The organism is Brevundimonas sp. AVps5 (assembly GCF_058681515.1).
In genome coordinates, this window is sequence record NZ_CM178740.1 from 2,040,058 (window position 1) to 2,056,584 (window position 16,527).

General features: G+C 66.8%; 16 protein-coding genes. 9 read left to right on the forward strand and 7 right to left on the reverse strand.

Annotated features, from left to right (window positions below; translation table 11 throughout):
• Positions 1 to 55 precede the first annotated feature (55 nt).
• Entirely contained in the window at positions 56 to 3,277 is a 3,222-nt protein-coding gene (locus tag ACW18A_RS10335; RefSeq protein WP_492021635.1) for a TonB-dependent receptor, read from the reverse strand.
• Positions 3,278 to 3,497: 220 nt separating this feature from the next.
• Between ACW18A_RS10335 and ACW18A_RS10340 the strand changes: the two genes are divergently transcribed.
• Complete coding sequence (locus tag ACW18A_RS10340; protein ID WP_492021636.1) at positions 3,498 to 3,902, forward strand: protein tyrosine phosphatase family protein; 405 nt, start codon at positions 3,498 to 3,500, stop codon at positions 3,900 to 3,902.
• Between the two features lie 231 nt (positions 3,903 to 4,133).
• The gene (locus ACW18A_RS10345) at positions 4,134 to 5,036 is read left to right on the forward strand and encodes an MBL fold metallo-hydrolase (protein ID WP_492021637.1); all 903 of its coding nucleotides are present in this window, start codon (positions 4,134 to 4,136) and stop codon (positions 5,034 to 5,036) included.
• Here the strand turns inward: ACW18A_RS10345 and ACW18A_RS10350 are convergent.
• A complete protein-coding gene (locus ACW18A_RS10350) occupies positions 5,021 to 5,692 on the reverse strand; it encodes a DUF1499 domain-containing protein (protein ID WP_492021638.1) in 672 nt (223 codons plus the stop codon). The genes ACW18A_RS10345 and ACW18A_RS10350 overlap by 16 nt on opposite strands.
• A 2-nt stretch (positions 5,693 to 5,694) precedes the next feature.
• Positions 5,695 to 7,341: a long-chain-fatty-acid--CoA ligase gene (locus tag ACW18A_RS10355; protein ID WP_492021639.1), complete on the reverse strand. Its 1,647-nt coding sequence runs from the start codon at positions 7,339 to 7,341 to the stop codon at positions 5,695 to 5,697.
• A 176-nt stretch (positions 7,342 to 7,517) separates the two neighbouring features.
• On the opposite strand from ACW18A_RS10355, the gene ACW18A_RS10360 reads away from it, so the two are divergent.
• From ACW18A_RS10360 to ACW18A_RS10370, 3 genes are all read left to right on the forward strand, one after another.
• On the forward strand, positions 7,518 to 8,114 hold the full coding sequence (locus tag ACW18A_RS10360) for a hypothetical protein (protein ID WP_492021640.1): 597 nt from the start codon (positions 7,518 to 7,520) through the stop codon (positions 8,112 to 8,114).
• 149 nt (positions 8,115 to 8,263) lie between these two features.
• Entirely contained in the window at positions 8,264 to 8,917 is a 654-nt protein-coding gene (gene udk, locus ACW18A_RS10365; RefSeq protein ID WP_492021641.1) for a uridine kinase, read from the forward strand.
• Between the two features lie 73 nt (positions 8,918 to 8,990).
• Positions 8,991 to 9,620, forward strand: coding sequence for a TetR/AcrR family transcriptional regulator C-terminal domain-containing protein (locus ACW18A_RS10370; protein ID WP_492021642.1), 630 nt, complete (start codon positions 8,991 to 8,993; stop codon positions 9,618 to 9,620).
• Between the two features lie 17 nt (positions 9,621 to 9,637).
• Here the strand turns inward: ACW18A_RS10370 and pdxH are convergent, their stop codons facing one another.
• Positions 9,638 to 10,312, reverse strand: coding sequence for a pyridoxamine 5'-phosphate oxidase (gene pdxH / locus ACW18A_RS10375; protein WP_492021643.1), 675 nt, complete (start codon positions 10,310 to 10,312; stop codon positions 9,638 to 9,640).
• Positions 10,313 to 10,389: 77 nt separating this feature from the next.
• On the opposite strand from pdxH, the gene ACW18A_RS10380 reads away from it, so the two are divergent.
• Both ACW18A_RS10380 and aroC read left to right on the forward strand, forming a co-directional pair.
• Positions 10,390 to 11,109, forward strand: coding sequence for a DnaJ C-terminal domain-containing protein (locus ACW18A_RS10380; RefSeq protein WP_492021644.1), 720 nt, complete (start codon positions 10,390 to 10,392; stop codon positions 11,107 to 11,109).
• 12 nt (positions 11,110 to 11,121) lie between these two features.
• On the forward strand, positions 11,122 to 12,207 hold the full coding sequence (gene aroC / locus ACW18A_RS10385; RefSeq protein ID WP_492021645.1) for a chorismate synthase: 1,086 nt from the start codon (positions 11,122 to 11,124) through the stop codon (positions 12,205 to 12,207).
• A gap of 14 nt (positions 12,208 to 12,221) precedes the next feature.
• Here the strand turns inward: aroC and ACW18A_RS10390 are convergent, their stop codons facing one another.
• Positions 12,222 to 12,755 (reverse strand): hypothetical protein, encoded by a 534-nt coding sequence (locus ACW18A_RS10390; protein ID WP_492021646.1) that lies wholly within the window; start codon positions 12,753 to 12,755, stop codon positions 12,222 to 12,224.
• Between the two features lie 103 nt (positions 12,756 to 12,858).
• On the opposite strand from ACW18A_RS10390, the gene ACW18A_RS10395 reads away from it, so the two are divergent.
• Positions 12,859 to 13,131 carry a hypothetical protein gene (locus ACW18A_RS10395; RefSeq protein WP_492021647.1) on the forward strand — a complete coding sequence of 91 codons (273 nt, stop codon included), beginning with the start codon at positions 12,859 to 12,861 and terminating at the stop codon, positions 13,129 to 13,131.
• Positions 13,132 to 13,255: 124 nt separating this feature from the next.
• On the opposite strand, the gene queE is transcribed toward ACW18A_RS10395, so the two are convergent.
• The gene (queE, locus tag ACW18A_RS10400; RefSeq protein ID WP_492021648.1) at positions 13,256 to 13,891 is read right to left on the reverse strand and encodes a 7-carboxy-7-deazaguanine synthase; all 636 of its coding nucleotides are present in this window, start codon (positions 13,889 to 13,891) and stop codon (positions 13,256 to 13,258) included.
• Complete coding sequence (gene queC / locus ACW18A_RS10405) at positions 13,888 to 14,622, reverse strand: 7-cyano-7-deazaguanine synthase QueC (protein ID WP_492021649.1); 735 nt, start codon at positions 14,620 to 14,622, stop codon at positions 13,888 to 13,890. The genes queE and queC overlap by 4 nt, the downstream gene beginning before the upstream one ends.
• A 205-nt stretch (positions 14,623 to 14,827) precedes the next feature.
• Here queC and ACW18A_RS10410 point away from each other — a divergent pair, with 205 nt between their 5' ends.
• Complete coding sequence (locus tag ACW18A_RS10410; protein WP_492021650.1) at positions 14,828 to 16,459, forward strand: response regulator; 1,632 nt, start codon at positions 14,828 to 14,830, stop codon at positions 16,457 to 16,459.
• Positions 16,460 to 16,527 lie beyond the last annotated feature (68 nt).

Here is a 16,527-nt window from a genome sequence, read left to right on the forward strand (position 1 = left end):
GGGCGGCGGATCCGGAGATCCGCCGCCAGTCTTGCTCGTGGAGTCGTCGTGAGGGCTAGAACGCCCAGTCGAAGCCGAAGCGCACGGAGCGCGGGGCCTGATAGACGGTCGGTGCCTGATAGGTCGGGTCGATGTTGCCCGAGTCATCTTCGCCGAACTCGTTGTTCTGGGTGACGCCCTGAAGGTCGAACACATTCAGGATGTCAGCCCGCAGAACGAGGTTGCCGGGCACCAGGTCGTCGAGGCTGTAACGCAGCGACAGGTCGAAGCGGGTCGTCCAGTCACTTTCGAACACCGAACCACGATCCACCACCAGGCTCGGCGAACTGTTCGTTGCCTTACAGAAGCGGGCAGCCGCCCCGTAGGAGTTATTGGCCACGTCACCGTCGGCGACTCCGGTCAGGGTGTTGAGGCCGTAGTCCGATGGCGCGAACCCGATGCAGCCGTAATGGCGCGGCGAGGTCACCGACAGGTTGCCGCCGATGGTCAGGTTTTCCAGCGGCTGCCACGAGCCATACAGTTTGAACTGATGGGCACGGTGGTTCGGCAGCAGTCCCGCCGAACCCGGCAGGAACGACAGGAAGTCGAAGTCCTGCGTGATACCCGAGTCGACCTGACCCACATCGGACTTGACGCCGCCCTCGGTGTTCCCTTCCGACTTCGACAGTGTGTAGGAGCCGGTCAGGCCCCAGACGCCGTCGAACTTGCGGTCGAAGGTCAGTTCCCCCGCGATGTATTCGCGCCGGACGGTCGGGAACGGCAGATCCTGTTCCGTCAGTGTGATCGTCTGGGCGGACAGCACGCCCGCAGCGTTCGGAAGTGTGACGTTGATCGTCGCCGAGTCGCCGGGGTTGATGATCAGATACAGGCTCTGACCGTCATACAGGTCCGCGCAGCCGGTATGGCCAGCGTTCAGAAGCGGCAGGTTGTTACGGCGGCAGTAGTTCACCACACCGCTGTCCAGCAGGGCGTCTTCGGCGATCCGGCCGAGGTTGCGATAGATGCCCTTGATGCCGACGGTCCACAGGTCGTTGATCTGGGTCTCGTAACCGACGACGAACTCATCCTCGTAGGTCGCTGCCAGGTTGGTGGCGACGAGGTTGCGCGGATCGGGTTCCGAACCGTTGTTGCGGACCGAGCAGGCCACGGTGCCGGCAGCGGCGGTCGTGCCGGTGTTGGCCGGGCAAGCCTGGAAGCTCGGACGGTTGATGATCTGCGCGCCGAAGCCGCCGGTGGGCAGGCCCGTGGTGGCGTCAAAGCCCGAGGTCGATCCGACACCAGCACCGAAGAACTGGCCCACGCGGGGCAGATAGAACTCGGTGATGTCGATGGCCGGAGCCGCGATACGGAACGCCGTGTTGGAAACGGGCGGCAGGAAGTAGCGGCCGTAGGTGCCGTAGAACTTCGAATGGGCGTCGCCGGTCGGGTCAAAGGTGAAACCGAGCCGCGAGGCGTAGTTGTCTTCGAAGTTGATAAAGCTGACGCCCTTGGTGTTTGACGTCTGGAAGTTATCGTTGCGGAACCCGATTTGCAGATTCAGGCGATCGCTGACATCCCACGAGTCCTGGATGTAGTAGGCTTCGTTCGCTCCATCGAAACCACCACCCGAAGTGAAGATGCGACGGGTCGCATACTCCTGACCCTGGGAGATGCCCAGCGAAGTGGCGGTTGCAGCGCTGGCAGTCAGATAGACGTAGTTGCCGCCTCCGTTACGCCGCGAGAAGGTCGAAAGCGTCGTATCTTCGTGATCGTAGCCGAACCGAACATGATGCTGGCCGAACAAGTCGAAATAGACGTCAGCGTCAGCGCGATAGAAGGTCCGCTCCGCCAGTTGCGGTGTGGAGGCCGCTGTCGTCTGACGGCTGCGGCGGGCATTGCCCAGGCTCTGACCGCCCGCATTGAGACGCGAGTCCTGAACAAGCGATTCGGTGGTCGGCAGGACCGCGTTGGACGATTCCAGATCCGACTTGCCATAGGCGGCCGACACCGTCAGCCAGTCGGTGATCGTGCCGGTGTAGCGGGCCACCCAGTTCGGGCCGCCCTGCGACAGCAGCGAGCTGTTCAGCGGCGTCGTGCCGATGACCCGCGTCGTGGGATTGTAGTCGAACACGGTTCGCGACCGCTCTGCCGAGGTGTCGAAATAGGTGAACTCGAGGCGGTGATCGGACGTGATGTAGCCGTCCAGCTTGATGCCGTAGAAGGGATCAGTGCTGAACTCGTCGCGGTTCAGGGTGCCGGTCGTGCCAGCGCTGGTCGCGGACTGCGCTTCGGTATCGTTGTAGGCCACGATGCCATAGGCGAACAAGCGATCACGGATGATCGGGCCGCCGACTTCCAGGGTGAGGGTCTTTTCTTCGAACTCGCCGAGGGCGTTGACGACGCCGCCGTATTGCGGGCCAGACACCGTGTTCGGCGCATCCTCACGCAGCGAATCCGGGGCCCAGGTGCCGTGCAGTTCGACGACGAAGTCGTTCGTGCCGGACTTGGTCGTGGCGTTGATGATGCCGCCGGTGGCACGGCCGAACTCGGCGGAGTAGCCGCCGGTCTTGACCTCGACCGTCTTGTAGAACTCGAACGGCACCGTCGCGCCGCCCAGGCCGGTCACGAAGTTGGTGATGTTCAGGCCGTTGATGAAATACGCGTTCTCGGCCGGACCGGAACCACCCAGGGCAGCAGGGGCCTGCAGTTGCGACTGACCGATGGCGAACTGGGAATCGCCAGCCACGGCGCCGGGAGCCAGAAGGGTGACGGCGGTGATGTTGCGCGCGATGGGGACGGTGTCGATCAGTTCGTCAACGTCGATCGACACGCCGGTGGCGGCGCGCGACAGGTCCAGCGAGCGGCGAACCCCGGTGACGACGATGTCGTCGACGTTGCTGCCCGAGGCGCCGGCTGTTCCGAGGGTGAAGATGAAGTTGTTGCCGCCCAGGCCGACCTGGACAGTTTCGGTGACGCTGTCGAAGCCGGGCGCGGCGACCGTGACCGAGTAGGCCCCGGTCGGGATCAGGGGGGCGCGGAACTGGCCGTTCCCGCCCGTGGTGGATTCACGGCTGATGCCCTGGGCGTTGGAGACGATGGTCACCGTGGCGCCGGAGATCGGCTGGCCGTTGGCACCTTCGACGGTCCCGGTCAGGGTGCCGTTGGTATAGTCCTGCGCCACTGCGGCGGTCGGCGCGGCGACGACCGCGACCACGGGCAGGGCTGCCAGGGCCAGAATGGCCGCGCCGCCCATCATTGTGGTGGCGAGCATGCGCTGCCGGATGGATTGGTTCCTCAAGATCGTTCTCCTGAAACGATGGGTGCGGCTCTCCGCCGCACCCGTGCTCATCTTGCGACGGCAAATTGTCGCAGACAGACCCACTGATAGGCCCGTTAAACTTTGCCGCGCTACCGCAATTACCCACGTGTAATGTGATCGCCCCATCGGTGTCGCATTCAAGACACGTTGCAGCCATCCAAACTTTACCGTTGTATCACTCAACCGGAAGGTCACCGTCATGTTGTCAGCAAGTCCGCTGGGTTCGCATATCTGGGCCGCGCCTCAGATCGCCGTCGAGGATCTGGCCGGGATCGTGGCGATGGGCGTGCGCCTGATCGTCAACAATCGTCCGGACGGGGAGGACCCGGGTCAGCCGTCATCCGCGGATATGGAAAACGCCGCGCGGGCGGCGGGGCTGGACTATGTCCACGCGCCCGTGGCGGGCATGCCGGGGCCGGACGCGGTGCGCGCCGTGGCGGCCGCGCTCGAGGCGGACGTGCCCGTTCTGATGTACTGCCGCTCCGGCACGCGTTCGACGGTGACCTGGGCGCTGGCGATGCGGGCCCTGGATCGGGCCGGAGCCGACGAGCTGCGCGAGGCGGCAGCGAACGCCGGCTACGACCTCAGCCGGTTGCCGCTCTAAACTTGGCCCGCCTCAGCGCTGGATCGCGACGCGCGTGGCATAGGGTAGGGGTTCGGGATCACCGCAGGACGCAAGGAAGAGTTGCGCCGCCATGAGACACAGGATAGCCGCCGCAATGGGCTGGAGCCGATTTGAGACACTGAAGGCGATGCTGCGGGCCACGAGGTATGCTCCGGACGGGATTTACCTCTCGTTAAGGCAAGGTCCGCGCCGGTTTTGCGGGGCGCCGGCGTGATCCCGTTCGTGCGCGCGTTCGAGTTCGCCTACGGCCGCCGCGACCAGGTCTCGCCCCTGATCCAGCGCGTGATCTGCAAAAATCCGGGGCCTTTCACCTTCACCGGCACCGGGACCTATATCGTCGGGCGGCCGGAGCACGGCGCACCAGTCGCCGTGATCGATCCGGGTCCCTTCGACGAGGCGCATCTGCAGGCGCTGATAGAGGCGGTTGACGGCCGGACGGTCAGCCAGGTGCTGGTGACCCACACCCATCGCGACCACTCTCCCCTCGCCCGCCCGTTCGCGGACCGGGTCGGAGCGCCGGTGCTGGCCATGCGTCCGCCCATGTGTGCAACCCACGCATCGGGCACCCTCGACGAGGATGAGGACCAAGTGTTCGCACCCGACACGATCCTGTCCGGCGGTGAGCGGATCGAGGGGGACGGCTGGACGATGACCGCCCTGGCGACACCGGGCCACGCCTCCAACCACATGGCCTTCGCGCTGGATGAGGAGAAGGCCCTGTTCTGCGGCGACCATGTCATGGGCTGGTCGACCACCGTCGTCGCGCCCCCGGACGGGAACATGTCGGACTATATGCGCAGCCTCGACGCGGTGATCGCGGCGAAGTTCTCGACCCTGTGGCCGACGCACGGGGCCCCGGTAACGGAGCCCGAACCCTTCCTCGCCGCCTACCGGGCGCACCGGCTGGCGCGGGAGGCGCAGATCCTGTCACGGGTCCGGACCGGCGACCGGACGATCGCTGAGATTGTCCCGGTCCTCTATGCCGCCGTCGATCAACGCCTCTGGCCCGCCGCCAGCCTGTCGGTGCTGGCGCACCTGATCAAACTGGTCGAGGAAGGCCAGGTCGTCGCGGACGCGGCCCCGGCGCTCGGCTCGACCTACGGGGCCGCCTGAAGCGCGGCGACCAGCCGGGCTGCGATCTTGCAGGTGGCGCCGCCGTCGGTGTGGTCATAGCGCGCCACGACCCGGACGTCGGTGCGGTCCGGACGGATGCGAACCACGGCCTCATGCCCCATGCCGAACCAGAAGCCGTCGCGCACGCCGCGTGAGCGGAACAGCTGGGACTCGGTGACCGAGAAGCCCGCGGCCTGCAGCGCATCGGTGGCCTTCTCGGGCGCGACCTGCGTCATGACGGCCTGCACGCCCGGACAGGCGACGGGTGAACCCGTAGCGCCCGGCACCGCCGGCGGCTCGGTCAGGTCGGTGGACACATCGGGCGGTCCTGCGACCCCGATCGATCGTGACTGGACGAAGAAGGCGGCCGCGACCGCGAGACTGACGATCAGGATGGCCATGCTGGGCAGACCCAGCCGCCCGAACTGCGGCAACGACAGCACCACCGTCAGGATCGCGGCCCCGACAGCCACCCCGGCGAGACCCCAGGCGACCTTCAACGTCAGGACGTCAAGTCCGGTTTCCAGCGAGACGAAGCCGTTCCGCGTCAGAAGCACAGCGATGAAGGTCAGCAGAGGCGCCGCGACGGCCAGCCCCGTGGCGATCCGCACCTTGCCCATGCCGCCCTTCAACCGCGAGCGCGGGCCGCTGGCCATGCTCAGCCCTGCTCAGGCGAGATAGCGGTCGGCAGGGCGTAGTCCTTCAGCCGCTCGCGCAGCAGCTTCTTGTCGATCTTGCCGGTGGCACCCAGCGGGATGTCGTCCACGAAGACCACATCGTCGGGCATCCACCATTTCGCGATCTTGCCGACCAGGAAGTCGAGGTGTTCCTGCTTGTTCTCGCTTTCGTCGGCCTTCAGCTTGACGATCAGCACCGGCCGTTCGTCCCATTTCGGATGGGCCGCGCCGATGACGGCGGCCAGTTCGACCTTCGGGTTGCCCACGGCGATGTTCTCGATCTCGATAGAGGAGATCCACTCGCCGCCCGATTTGATCACATCCTTAGCGCGGTCAGTGATCTGCATGAAGTTGTACTCGTCGATGGTCGAGACATCGCCGGTGTCGAAGAAGCCCTCGTGATCGAGAATGTCGCCACCCTCGTCCCTGAAATAGGCTTTCGAGATCGTCGGCCCCTTGATCATCAGACGGCCATAGGTCACCCCGTCGTGCGGCATTTCCTGACCGGCGTAGTTCTTGAGCTTCAACTCGACGCCGAGCGGGGGCATCCCCTGTTTGACGCGCCACTTCATGCCCTCGTCATAGGGCAGGGCTTCCAGTTCGGGCGTCAGGATCGAAATGGTTCCGATCGGCGAGGTCTCGGTCATGCCCCAACCCTGGACGACCTCGATACCGAACTCATCGTGGAAGGCCCTGATCAGGCTCTCGGGCACGGCCGAGCCGCCGATCATCACCCGTTTGACCGTCGGTATGGTCAGATTGTTCTCGCGCAGATGGGTCAGCAGCATCTGCCAGACCGTCGGCACGGCGGCGGAGAAGGTCACGCCCTCGGACACGATCAACTCATAGATGGCGGCGCCGTCCATGCGCGCGCCCGGCATGACCAGCCTGGCACCCGACGCCGGCCCGGCGAAGGCGATGCCCCAGGCGTTGGCGTGGAACATCGGCACGACCGGCAGGATCACTTCCTTCGGCGACGGCCCCAGGACCGTCGACTGCATGCCCAGCAGGGTGTGGATGAAGTTCGACCGGTGCGAATACAGGACGCCCTTGGGGTTCCCCGTCGTGCCCGAGGTATAGCAGAGTCCGCACGCCGTCTGTTCGTCGAACCCGCCCCAGACGCATTCGTCAGACACGCCGGACAGAACCTGCTGATAGCATTCCGCCTTCGGCAATTTGGTCGCCGGCATATGCCATTCGTCGGTCATGACCACGACACGCTCGACCGACGGGCAGTGCGGCAGTACGGCCTCAAGCAGGGGCACAAAGGTCAGGTCGACGAAGATGATCCGGTCTTCGGCGTGGTTGATGATGTAGATCAGCTGTTCCGGGAACAGGCGCGGGTTCAGGGTATGGCACACCGCGCCCATGCCCATGATGCCGTACCAGACCTCCATATGGTTGGCGGTGTTCCAGGCCAGGGTCGCAATCCGGTCCCCCGGCTTCACGCCCCACTCCTTGAGCACGTTGGAGACCTTGCGGGCCCGGCTGTGGATCTCGGCATAGGTCGTGCGGACGATCGGTCCCTCGACCGAGCGGGTCACGACCTCGCGGTGACCGTGCCAATTCCTGGCGTGGTCCAGGATCCGATCGACCGTCAGCGGCCAGTCCTGCATCAAACCGAGCATCACATTCCCTCATTGCCCCGGCTGGATGCAGGGCTTGGAGTCACGCTAGCCGAGGTAACCGCTGATAAGCAACGTGACGCTAGGTCACCGGTAAGGCATTCGAGGCTTTGCCGTTGCGTCTCCGTGGCTTTTGCCCTCTGTTCCCGTCCCTGAGACATCGAAAAGGACGCCCGGACATGCGTATCGCCACCCGCACCGCCCTCGCCTTCGCCACCCTGACGGTCCTCGCCTCCTGCGATCGAACCCAGACTCCGCCGGTCGCCGCAGAACCCGCAACGCCGGCCGCGGCCGCCGCGGAAGGCGCGCCGACGCCGGCCCAGTCCGCCGGCGGAATGGCTATGGAAGGCGAAGGTTTGCGGTTGTTCGACGCGACGGGCGCGGCCCGCGCCATCCCGTTCGGCACCCCCCAGGCCACAGCCATCGCCGCCGTCGCCGCCTCGGTCGGCGGTGCCGCGCCGCAGGTCACCACCAACGAGGAATGCGGTGCCGGCCCGATACAGTTCGCCGAGTTCTCGAACGGCCTGCAGCTGCTGTTCCAGGACGAAACCTTCCAGGGCTGGTTCATCGACGAGGCGGGGCTGACCACCGCGGACGGGATGGGCGTGGGGTCGACGCGGGCCTCGGTTGAGGGTTCCCGCACGATCGAGATGGTCGCCGACACCACCCTGGACGGCGAGTTCAGTTCAGGCGACATCGGCGGCTTCCTGACGGCTGCGACCCCGCAAGGAACCGTCTCCGCCCTGTACGCAGGCCTGACCTGCTTCTTCCGCTAGCCGCCCGGGGCCTCAGACATTGATCGGCTGAGGAGAGATCGCTTCGCGATCTCGCTGGTGCCGTCAATCAAGGTCCGACTTGACTCTGGGACCTGATCCGACCGGAAAACCGCTCACACTTTTCCGGATCAGGTCCTAGAAGGCCCGCCATGACGATTCTGATCGCGATCACGGGCGGCTCCGGCTCGGGCAAGTCCACCCTGGCCGAGGCCCTGGTCAATGCCCTGCAGCCCGGCGTGGCCGCCCTGATGCGCGAGGACTCCTACTACCGCGACGCGGCCTCCCTGCCCGGCTTCGACGCTGCGACCTTCGACTTCGACGACGTTGCGGCCCGCGACCACGAGCTTCTGATCGACGATCTGGCCCGACTGAAGGCGGGCAAGCCGGTCACCGCTCCGGTCTATTCCTTCATCCACCACGGCCGCGAGCCCGACGGTGAGGCGGTTCCCGCCGCGCCGGTTGTGATCGTGGAGGGGACGCATGTCCTCTGCACCCCGGCGCTGGCGGAGCTTTTCGACATCCGGGTCTTCGTCGATACCCCGGCCGATATCCGTTTCATCCGGCGCCTGCTGCGTGACCAGGCAGAACGCGGCCGGACGGCCCAGTCGGTGATCGACCAGTATCTGAAGACCGTGCGTCCCGGGCACGAGCGTCTGACAGAGCCGTCGCGGACGCGGGCGGACTTCATTGTCGCCGACGCGACCGCCGCCGTGCGCCTCGACGATCCTCAGGCCGTAGTCCGTCTGGCGGCTCCGGTTCTGGCCCATCCGCTGCTGGCGCACCTCAAACCTGTCGAAACCTGACGATTTCTGACACGGCATCGCCAGCTTGGGCATATCAGCTATCGGTTGCGGTCTGATGCAAGCGAACGCCACTATGCAAAGCGCCGGAGCTCACTCCGCCACCCCGGCCACCGATCCCCGCCGCGACAACATCGTCCGCGAGGCGCGACGCCATTTCATGTCAGAGGGCTATGCAGCGACGCGGATCGAGCCCATCGCCCGTGCGGCCTCTGTCTCGACCGCGACCCTCTATGGCTACTTCCCGTCCAAGGCTGACCTGTTCTCGGCGGTGATCGCCAACGCCTCTGACGACTTCGCGGAACAGATGAAACACGTGCGCTGCGACGAGGGCGACGCCCGGACCCGGCTGACGCGGTTCGCCCTCGCCTATGCCGTCTTCATGGGCGATCCCTTTGTGCGGTCGGTGTTCCGGCTGGTGATGGCCGAACGCCCGCGCTTCCGCGATGTGGCCATGGGGTTCTTCGACAAGGGCCGCCAGGACTTCGGCCTGCCGTTGATCGAGGCGCTGACGGCCTTGGCGGAGAGCGGTGATCTGCGTTTCGAAAAGGGGTCCTGGGCGGCCGGTCAGCTGATGGGGATGATCGAGAATCCCGTCTTCTTCTTGCCCCTGATCACCGGCGACGAGGTCCAGGCTGCCCGCACCCCGGAAACGATCGCCGCCGACGCCGTCGAGACCTTCCTGGCCCGCTACGGAGCCCGCTAGATGTGGACCCCCAACAACTAGGGCTGAAGCCGGGTCCGCGTCCAGTCGCCGCCGCCCCGGGTGAACAGCAGCCGGTCATGCAGACGGAACGGCCTGTCGCGCCAGAACTCCACCGTCTCGGGGAGCACCCGCCAGCCGGTCCAGCGTTCGGGGCGAGGCACGTCCTGACCCTCGAACCGCTCCGTCTCGCGGGCCACCGCCGCCTCGAGGTCGGCACGACTCGCCAGCGGTCGGGACTGATCGGAGGCCCAGGCCCCGATGCGGCTCTCTCGCGCCCGGCTGGCAAAATAGGCATCGGCCTCTTCGGCGCTGACCGGCTCCACCGTCCCTCGCACCCGCACCTGACGACGCAGCGACTTCCAATGGAACAGCAGGGCCGCTCGTGGCCTGGCGGCCAGCTCTGCGCCCTTGGCGCTCTCCCGGTTCGAATAGAAGGTGAAGCCGCGCCCATCGACGTCCTTCAGCAGCACCATCCGGCTGTCCGGCGCGCCGGCGACGTCAACGGTCGACAGGGCCATGGCGTTGGCGTCGTTGGGCTCATGGCCCCTGGCGTCGCCCAACCAGTCGACGAACAGGCCGATCGGCTCGGCGCGATCGAAAATCGTCTCGTCCCCGTTGGCGGCGAGAGCGGCCGAATAGTCGCGGGCATACTCTTCGCGCGTGGGGCTGGACGGAATGGCGGCGTTGGTCATGGAAGGCGATATAGCAAGGCCGACGCCCGTCCGCACGGTTAACCCGACATTGACCATGGTCGCGGCCTATGGGGCGGATGATCGCGCCCGGCCCCAGCCTGAACGAAGCCTTCGCCGTCCTGGGCCTGCACGGCCCGGCCGAACAGGCCGCTGTGACCCGCGCCTTCCGTCTGGCGGCCAAGAGCGCACGTCCGGACCAGCCCGGCGGCGACGCCGAACGGTTTCGCCGCGTCATCGCCGCCTATCGCCTGATCCAGACCACGGGCGCCGCCCGCCCCGCCCTCGCGGCGCCGATCCAGCGCCCCGCCGCGCTGCCGGTCGTCGGTCTGACGCCGGTTCAGGCGGTCTCCGGCGGCCAGACGACGGTGCGCTTCGACAACAGGATTCTGCGTGTCCACGCCCCGGCCGGGATGCGGTCGGGCGAGCATCTGCGCCTCAAAGGAGGCGCTGCCGATGGTTCCGATCTCTACCTGCCGGTCCTGATCCGCCCCGCCGACGGCCTCGTGGCGCTCGGCGACGACCTCTTCATGAGCTGGTCGGTACCGACCCGCCTGCTGAACGATGGCGGCCGCGTCGAGATCGACACCCACGCCGGGGTTCGCGGCGCCTGGGTCACGCCGGGCCTGACCGATCCGGTGCGTTTGAGACTTCGTGGCCTCGGCCTGCCGGCGCGCGGCGCGCGACCTGGGGGCCATCTGTTCGTGTCGCTGAAACCGTCCGAGGACGCCCCCTCCGCCGCCGAGGACCTGCTGGCCCGCTTCACCCGCGTCTGGACGCCGGACCGCCTCGCGGCCTAAGCGGGAGCCGCGATGTCTCACAACACCTTCGGCCATCTCTTCCGTGTGACGACCTGGGGCGAGAGCCACGGGCCGGCGATCGGCTGCGTCGTGGACGGATGTCCGCCGCTGATCCCGCTGAGCGAGGGCGATCTCCAGCCCTGGCTCGACCGACGCAAGCCCGGCGGAAGCCGCTTCGTCACGCAGAGGAAGGAAAGCGATACCGCGCGCATCCTGTCCGGCGTTTTCGACGACGGCGACGGTCCGGTCACCACCGGCGCCCCCATCGCCATCCATATCGACAACGAGGATGCGCGCTCGAAAGACTATGGCGAGATTGCCCGTGCATTCCGCCCCGGTCACGCCGACATGACCTATCAGGCCAAATACGGCGTCCGCGACCATCGCGGCGGCGGTCGGTCTTCGGCGCGTGAAACCGCCGGCCGTGTCGCCGCCGGTGCCGTGGCGCGCCGGGTGCTCGGCGATGGCATCCTGATCCGCGCGGGCGTGGTTCAGCTCGGTCCACACAGGATCGCGCCCGAGGCCATCGACTTCTCCGCCGTCTACGACAACCCGCTGTTCGCTGCCTCGGCCGAGATCGTGCCCACTTGGGAAGAGTATCTGGACAGCGTGCGCAAGGCCGGCTCCTCCATCGGCGCCGTCGTGGCGCTGGAGGTCACGGGCGTTCCCCCCGGCTGGGGCGCGCCCCTCTACGGAAAGCTCGACGCCGAACTGGCCGCCGCCATGATGTCGATCAATGCTGTGAAGGGTGTCGAAATCGGCGCAGGCTTCGGCTCCGCCGAACTGTCGGGCGAAGAGAACGCCGACGAGATGCGACTGGGTCCTGATGGAGAGATCGTCTTCGCTTCCAACAACGCCGGCGGCGTTCTCGGCGGCATCTCGACCGGCCAGCCCCTGACTGCGCGGGTCGTCTTCAAACCCACCTCCTCCATTCTTACGCCGCGCCAGACCGTGACCCGCGACGGGACCGAGACCGACGTGCGCACCAAGGGGCGTCATGACCCCTGCGTCGCCCTTCGGGGCGTTCCGGTCGTGGAGGCCATGGCCGCCTGCGTCCTGGCCGACGCCATGCTCAGACACCGCGCCCAGATCGGTTGAGCAGCGGCGATCGCCTAGAGATAGATCGTGGGCAGAAACGGCTCGCCCAGGACGACGGCCGCGACGCCGATTTGCGCGGCCACGAGCAGAAGGATCACGGTCCAGACGGAGGGCCGGGCCCCGCGCGCAGCCAGCACTGTCATAACGAGCAGGACGGCGATCACAGCAGCATGAACCGCCCATGGCCCAAGGCCCCAGGACACCCCCAGCCGCGCCTCGTCATTGGGATTGATGACCGTGACCCCAGCGGCCAGCAGCCGCATCAGAAAAGCAGTCAATACGGTGGCGAAACCTACGGTCCTCGAACCCCGCGCGACCAGCCAAAGACCAAAAAGGCCCTGCAACAGGGTGATCGCCGGTCCTGCTCCATCCACCAGATCGCGATGGACGCCGGAGCTGTAGCTGCCGCTGGCGAGGCCGGAGCTGTTGATGCGGATGAAGACATCATAGCCAAGGCCGAGGGCCATGAGGCCGTGCGCGGCCTCGTGCACGACGAAGGTCGCAACGACGATTGCCAGTCCCAGGCCGATGGTTCGAATGATCTGCATGTCATGCCCCCCGGGTGAAGCCCGACCGTAGACCCAGGTCCGGAGGGGCGCTGCTTACAAATCGGTCACGATCCATTCACCCTGTTGAGGCTAGATGCCCGCCATGACCCAGCCTGTTCGCCGTCTCACCGTCCTGTCCGCCGTCATCGCGGGCGCGCTGATGCTCCAGGGCTGTCTGGTGGGGGCCGTGGTCGGGACGGCCGGCGCGGTCGTTGGCGGCGCCGCCAAGGTCACCGGAGCCGTCGTCGGCGCCGGTGTCGACGCCGTCACGACCTCCGACGAGGAAACCCGCGCCCGCCGCGAGCGGGATCAACGCGATCACGACCGCCAGCAACGCCGCTGCGAGCAGATGCGCTCGCAGGGCCGGAACTGCTGATCCAGAGCCTGATCCGGGAGGGTGCGAGCGGTTTTCCCGTCGGATCAGGCTCCAGAATTAAGCTGGACCTTGATTCACGGCATCCGCGAGACCGCGAAGCGATCTCCCCTCAGCCGATCAAGGTCTAGCGGACCCCGATGTATTTGTGGGTCTGGACGCTGAGCCGCCATTTCGGGTGGCGCAGGCAATAGTCCATGGCCGCCGCCGTATTCGCCGCCTGATCCGGCCCGTCCATCGGCTGCAGCCAGAACCGTTCGAAATCGAGGTCGTCGAACCTCTCCGGCATGGCCAGGGCCTGCGGATAGACCAGTTTGAGCTCCTGCCCTGACGTCTGAACCACAGGCGCGGCCGCCTTCGGACTGACGCAGATCCAGTCGATGCCCTCGGGCGCGGCCAGGGTGCCGTTGGTCTCCACCGCGATGTCGAAACTGCGCGCATGCAAGGCCTCGATCAGAGGCCCGTCCAGCTGCAGCAACGGCTCGCCGCCGGTGCAGACGACCAGTTTCGGATCGCCGTCACGCCCGATCCAGAACGAGGCGACATGGTCCGCCAGGGCCCGGGCATCCCTGAACTTTCCGCCGCCGTCGCCGTCCGTGCCGACGAACTCGGTGTCGCAGAAGGTGCAGACGGACTGGGCCCGGTCCTGCTCGCGCCCGCTCCACAGATTGCAGCCGGCGAAGCGCAGGAAGACCGCCGGACGCCCGGCCTGACCGCCCTCCCCCTGCACCGTCAGGAAGGTCTCCTTGACCGAATAGGTCATCGCGAACTCAACCACTCTCGCCAGCCGGCGGCGCGCAGTTCGCAGGCCGGACAGTCGCCGCAGCCATAGCCCCAGTCATGCCGGTGCTCGCGGTCGCCACGATAGCAGGTGTGGCTCTCCTCGACGATCAGATCGACCAGGGCGTCTCCGCCGATCCCGTGCGCCAGTTCCCAGGTCTGGGCCTTGGTCAGCCACATCAGCGGGGTCTCGATGGGCGACGGCTTGTCGAGGCCCAGCTGCAGCGCCCGCTCCATGGCGCTTATCGTGTCGCGCCGACAGTCGGGATAGCCCGAGAAGTCCGTCTCGCACATGCCGCCCACCAGGACTGCCAGGCCACGCCGGTCCGCCAGCGCCGCCGCACAGGTCAGGAAGACCAGATTCCGCCCCGGCACGAAGGTATTGGGCAGGCCCCGCGCGCCGACCTCGATGGCGCGATCCGTGGTCATCGCGGTCTCACCGATGGCCCCGAACCCGGTCAGGTCGATCACATGGTCCGGCCCCAGCCGATCTGCGAACTGCGGCAGGACCCGGACCATCCCGTCGCGCACCCTCAGACGGGCCGCCATTTCCACGGCATGGCGCTGGCCGTAGTCAAAGCCCACGGTCTCGACCCGCTCATAGCGCTCCAGTGCCCAGGCCAGGCAGGTGGCGCTGTCCTGCCCGCCCGAAAACAGGACCAGGGCGTCGTGGGCGATGTCGACGGCCGGGGACGGCATTTGAGTCTCGGTCATGACGGGCCTGCGGTCGGCTTTTCGGCCGCGCGCATCGGGTTCAGTACAAGGTTGAATAGGGTTTCAGGTCTCTACACCAGACCGGTCGGCACGGCAAAAGAGACCGGCGTCACGCAAGAGGCGAAAGCAGACCTTTTTGCGACTTAACGCTTTTGCAAACGGTTATCCCGCATTGTCCCCCGGTATCACGGGAGTTTCGGCCAGTATGCCGACGATCGAAGTTCTGACAGAACGCGCCGAACCGGTCTCGCCAACAACCTCGGCTGCCGAGATTTTCGCACGCTTTCAGCGCGAGCCGGATACGCTGGTCATTCCGGTTGTGGTTGACGACCGTCCGGTGGGCCTGGTGGAACGCAACGCCTTCCTCCTCAAGATCGCCGGCCCCTTCGGCCACGCCCTCTACGGCAATCGCCCGGTGTCCTATGTCATGGATCCGGAGCCGGCCGTGGTCGACGCCGGGGTCCGCATCGACCTCTTCTGCGACATCCTGATCAAGGGCGGCGCGGGCTCGCTGATGCGCGGCTTCATCGTCACGCGCGGCGGTCGCTATCGCGGCATCGGCACCGCCGTCTCCCTGCTCCAGGCCGTCAACGAACAGCAGCGCAGCCAGAATGCCGAGCTGGCCGAACAGTCGCGCGCCCTGACCGACAGCCGCACCCAGGCCCTCGCCTCGGCCCGCGCCAAGAGTCAGTTCCTGGCCATCATGAGCCACGAGTTGCGCACGCCCATGAACGGCGTCCTCGCCGTCGCTGAACTGCTGCGTCGCCAGCCCCTGACCGTCTCGGCTCAGGCCCACGTCAAGACGATCGTCGATTCCTCCGAGACCCTGATTCGGATCCTCCAGGATGCGCTGGACCTGTCGCGCGCCGAAGCCGGCGAGCTGGAGATGAACCCCGCCCCGACGCCGCTGCGCACCCTGGTAGATGACATCGAGGCCATGTGGGGTCCCCGCGCGTCCCAGGACGCCGTCCGCCTTATGGTGGGCTATGAGGGCGATACCGAACTGACCGCCGACATCGACGGCGTGCGCCTGAAACAGGTGTTCAACAACCTGATCGGCAACGCCCTGAAGTTCGCCCGCAACGGCGTGGTAGAGGCCAGCCTCAAGGCCTGGTCCGAGGACGGCCGGGTCCGCATGGAGGCCCGCGTCCGCGACGACGGGCCGGGCGTGGACAGCGACCGTGTCGACGCCATCTTCGAGCCCTTTGTGCACGGCTCGGGCCCGGACGGTGCGGGCCTCGGCCTGTCGATCTGCCGCCAGATCGTCGACCACATGGACGGTCGCATCTGGGCCGAAAACAACGCCGGTCGCGGCGCCACCTTCGCCTTCGACGTCTCCGCCCCGCTGTCAGAGCCGGTCGAGCAGAACGCCTCCAACGTCTCGGCCCTCGCCGAGCTGGAGCTTCAGTCCAATCCTCACATCCTGATCGTCGACGACAACGCCACCAACCGCGTGGTCGCCCAGGCCCTGTGCGAGATGTTCGGCTGTTCGTCCGAGACCGCCGAGGACGGGCTCGAGGCGCTGGAGGCCGTCCAGGCCCGGCCGTTCGACCTGATCCTGATGGACATCAAGATGCCCCGCATGGACGGCGTCCAGGCGACCCAGGCCATCCGCGCCCTGACCGGCCCGGAGCGCGACATCCCGATCATCGCCCTGACCGCAAACGCCGACCCGGACGACGCGAAACACTACCTCTCGATCGGCATGGCCGCCGTGGTCGAAAAGCCGATCAAGCCGGAACGCCTGCGCATGGCCATGAACGCCGCCCTGGCCGAGCCCGCCGAGGTCGAGGTCGCGGCTCCGGCACCCGCCGCCCGCAAGGGGCGCGCAGCCTAGACTTTCGTTCGTCCCGCAGCGACGTCCCGGTCCCCGAACCTGACGGGCTTGTAACTGGCACCGCACGC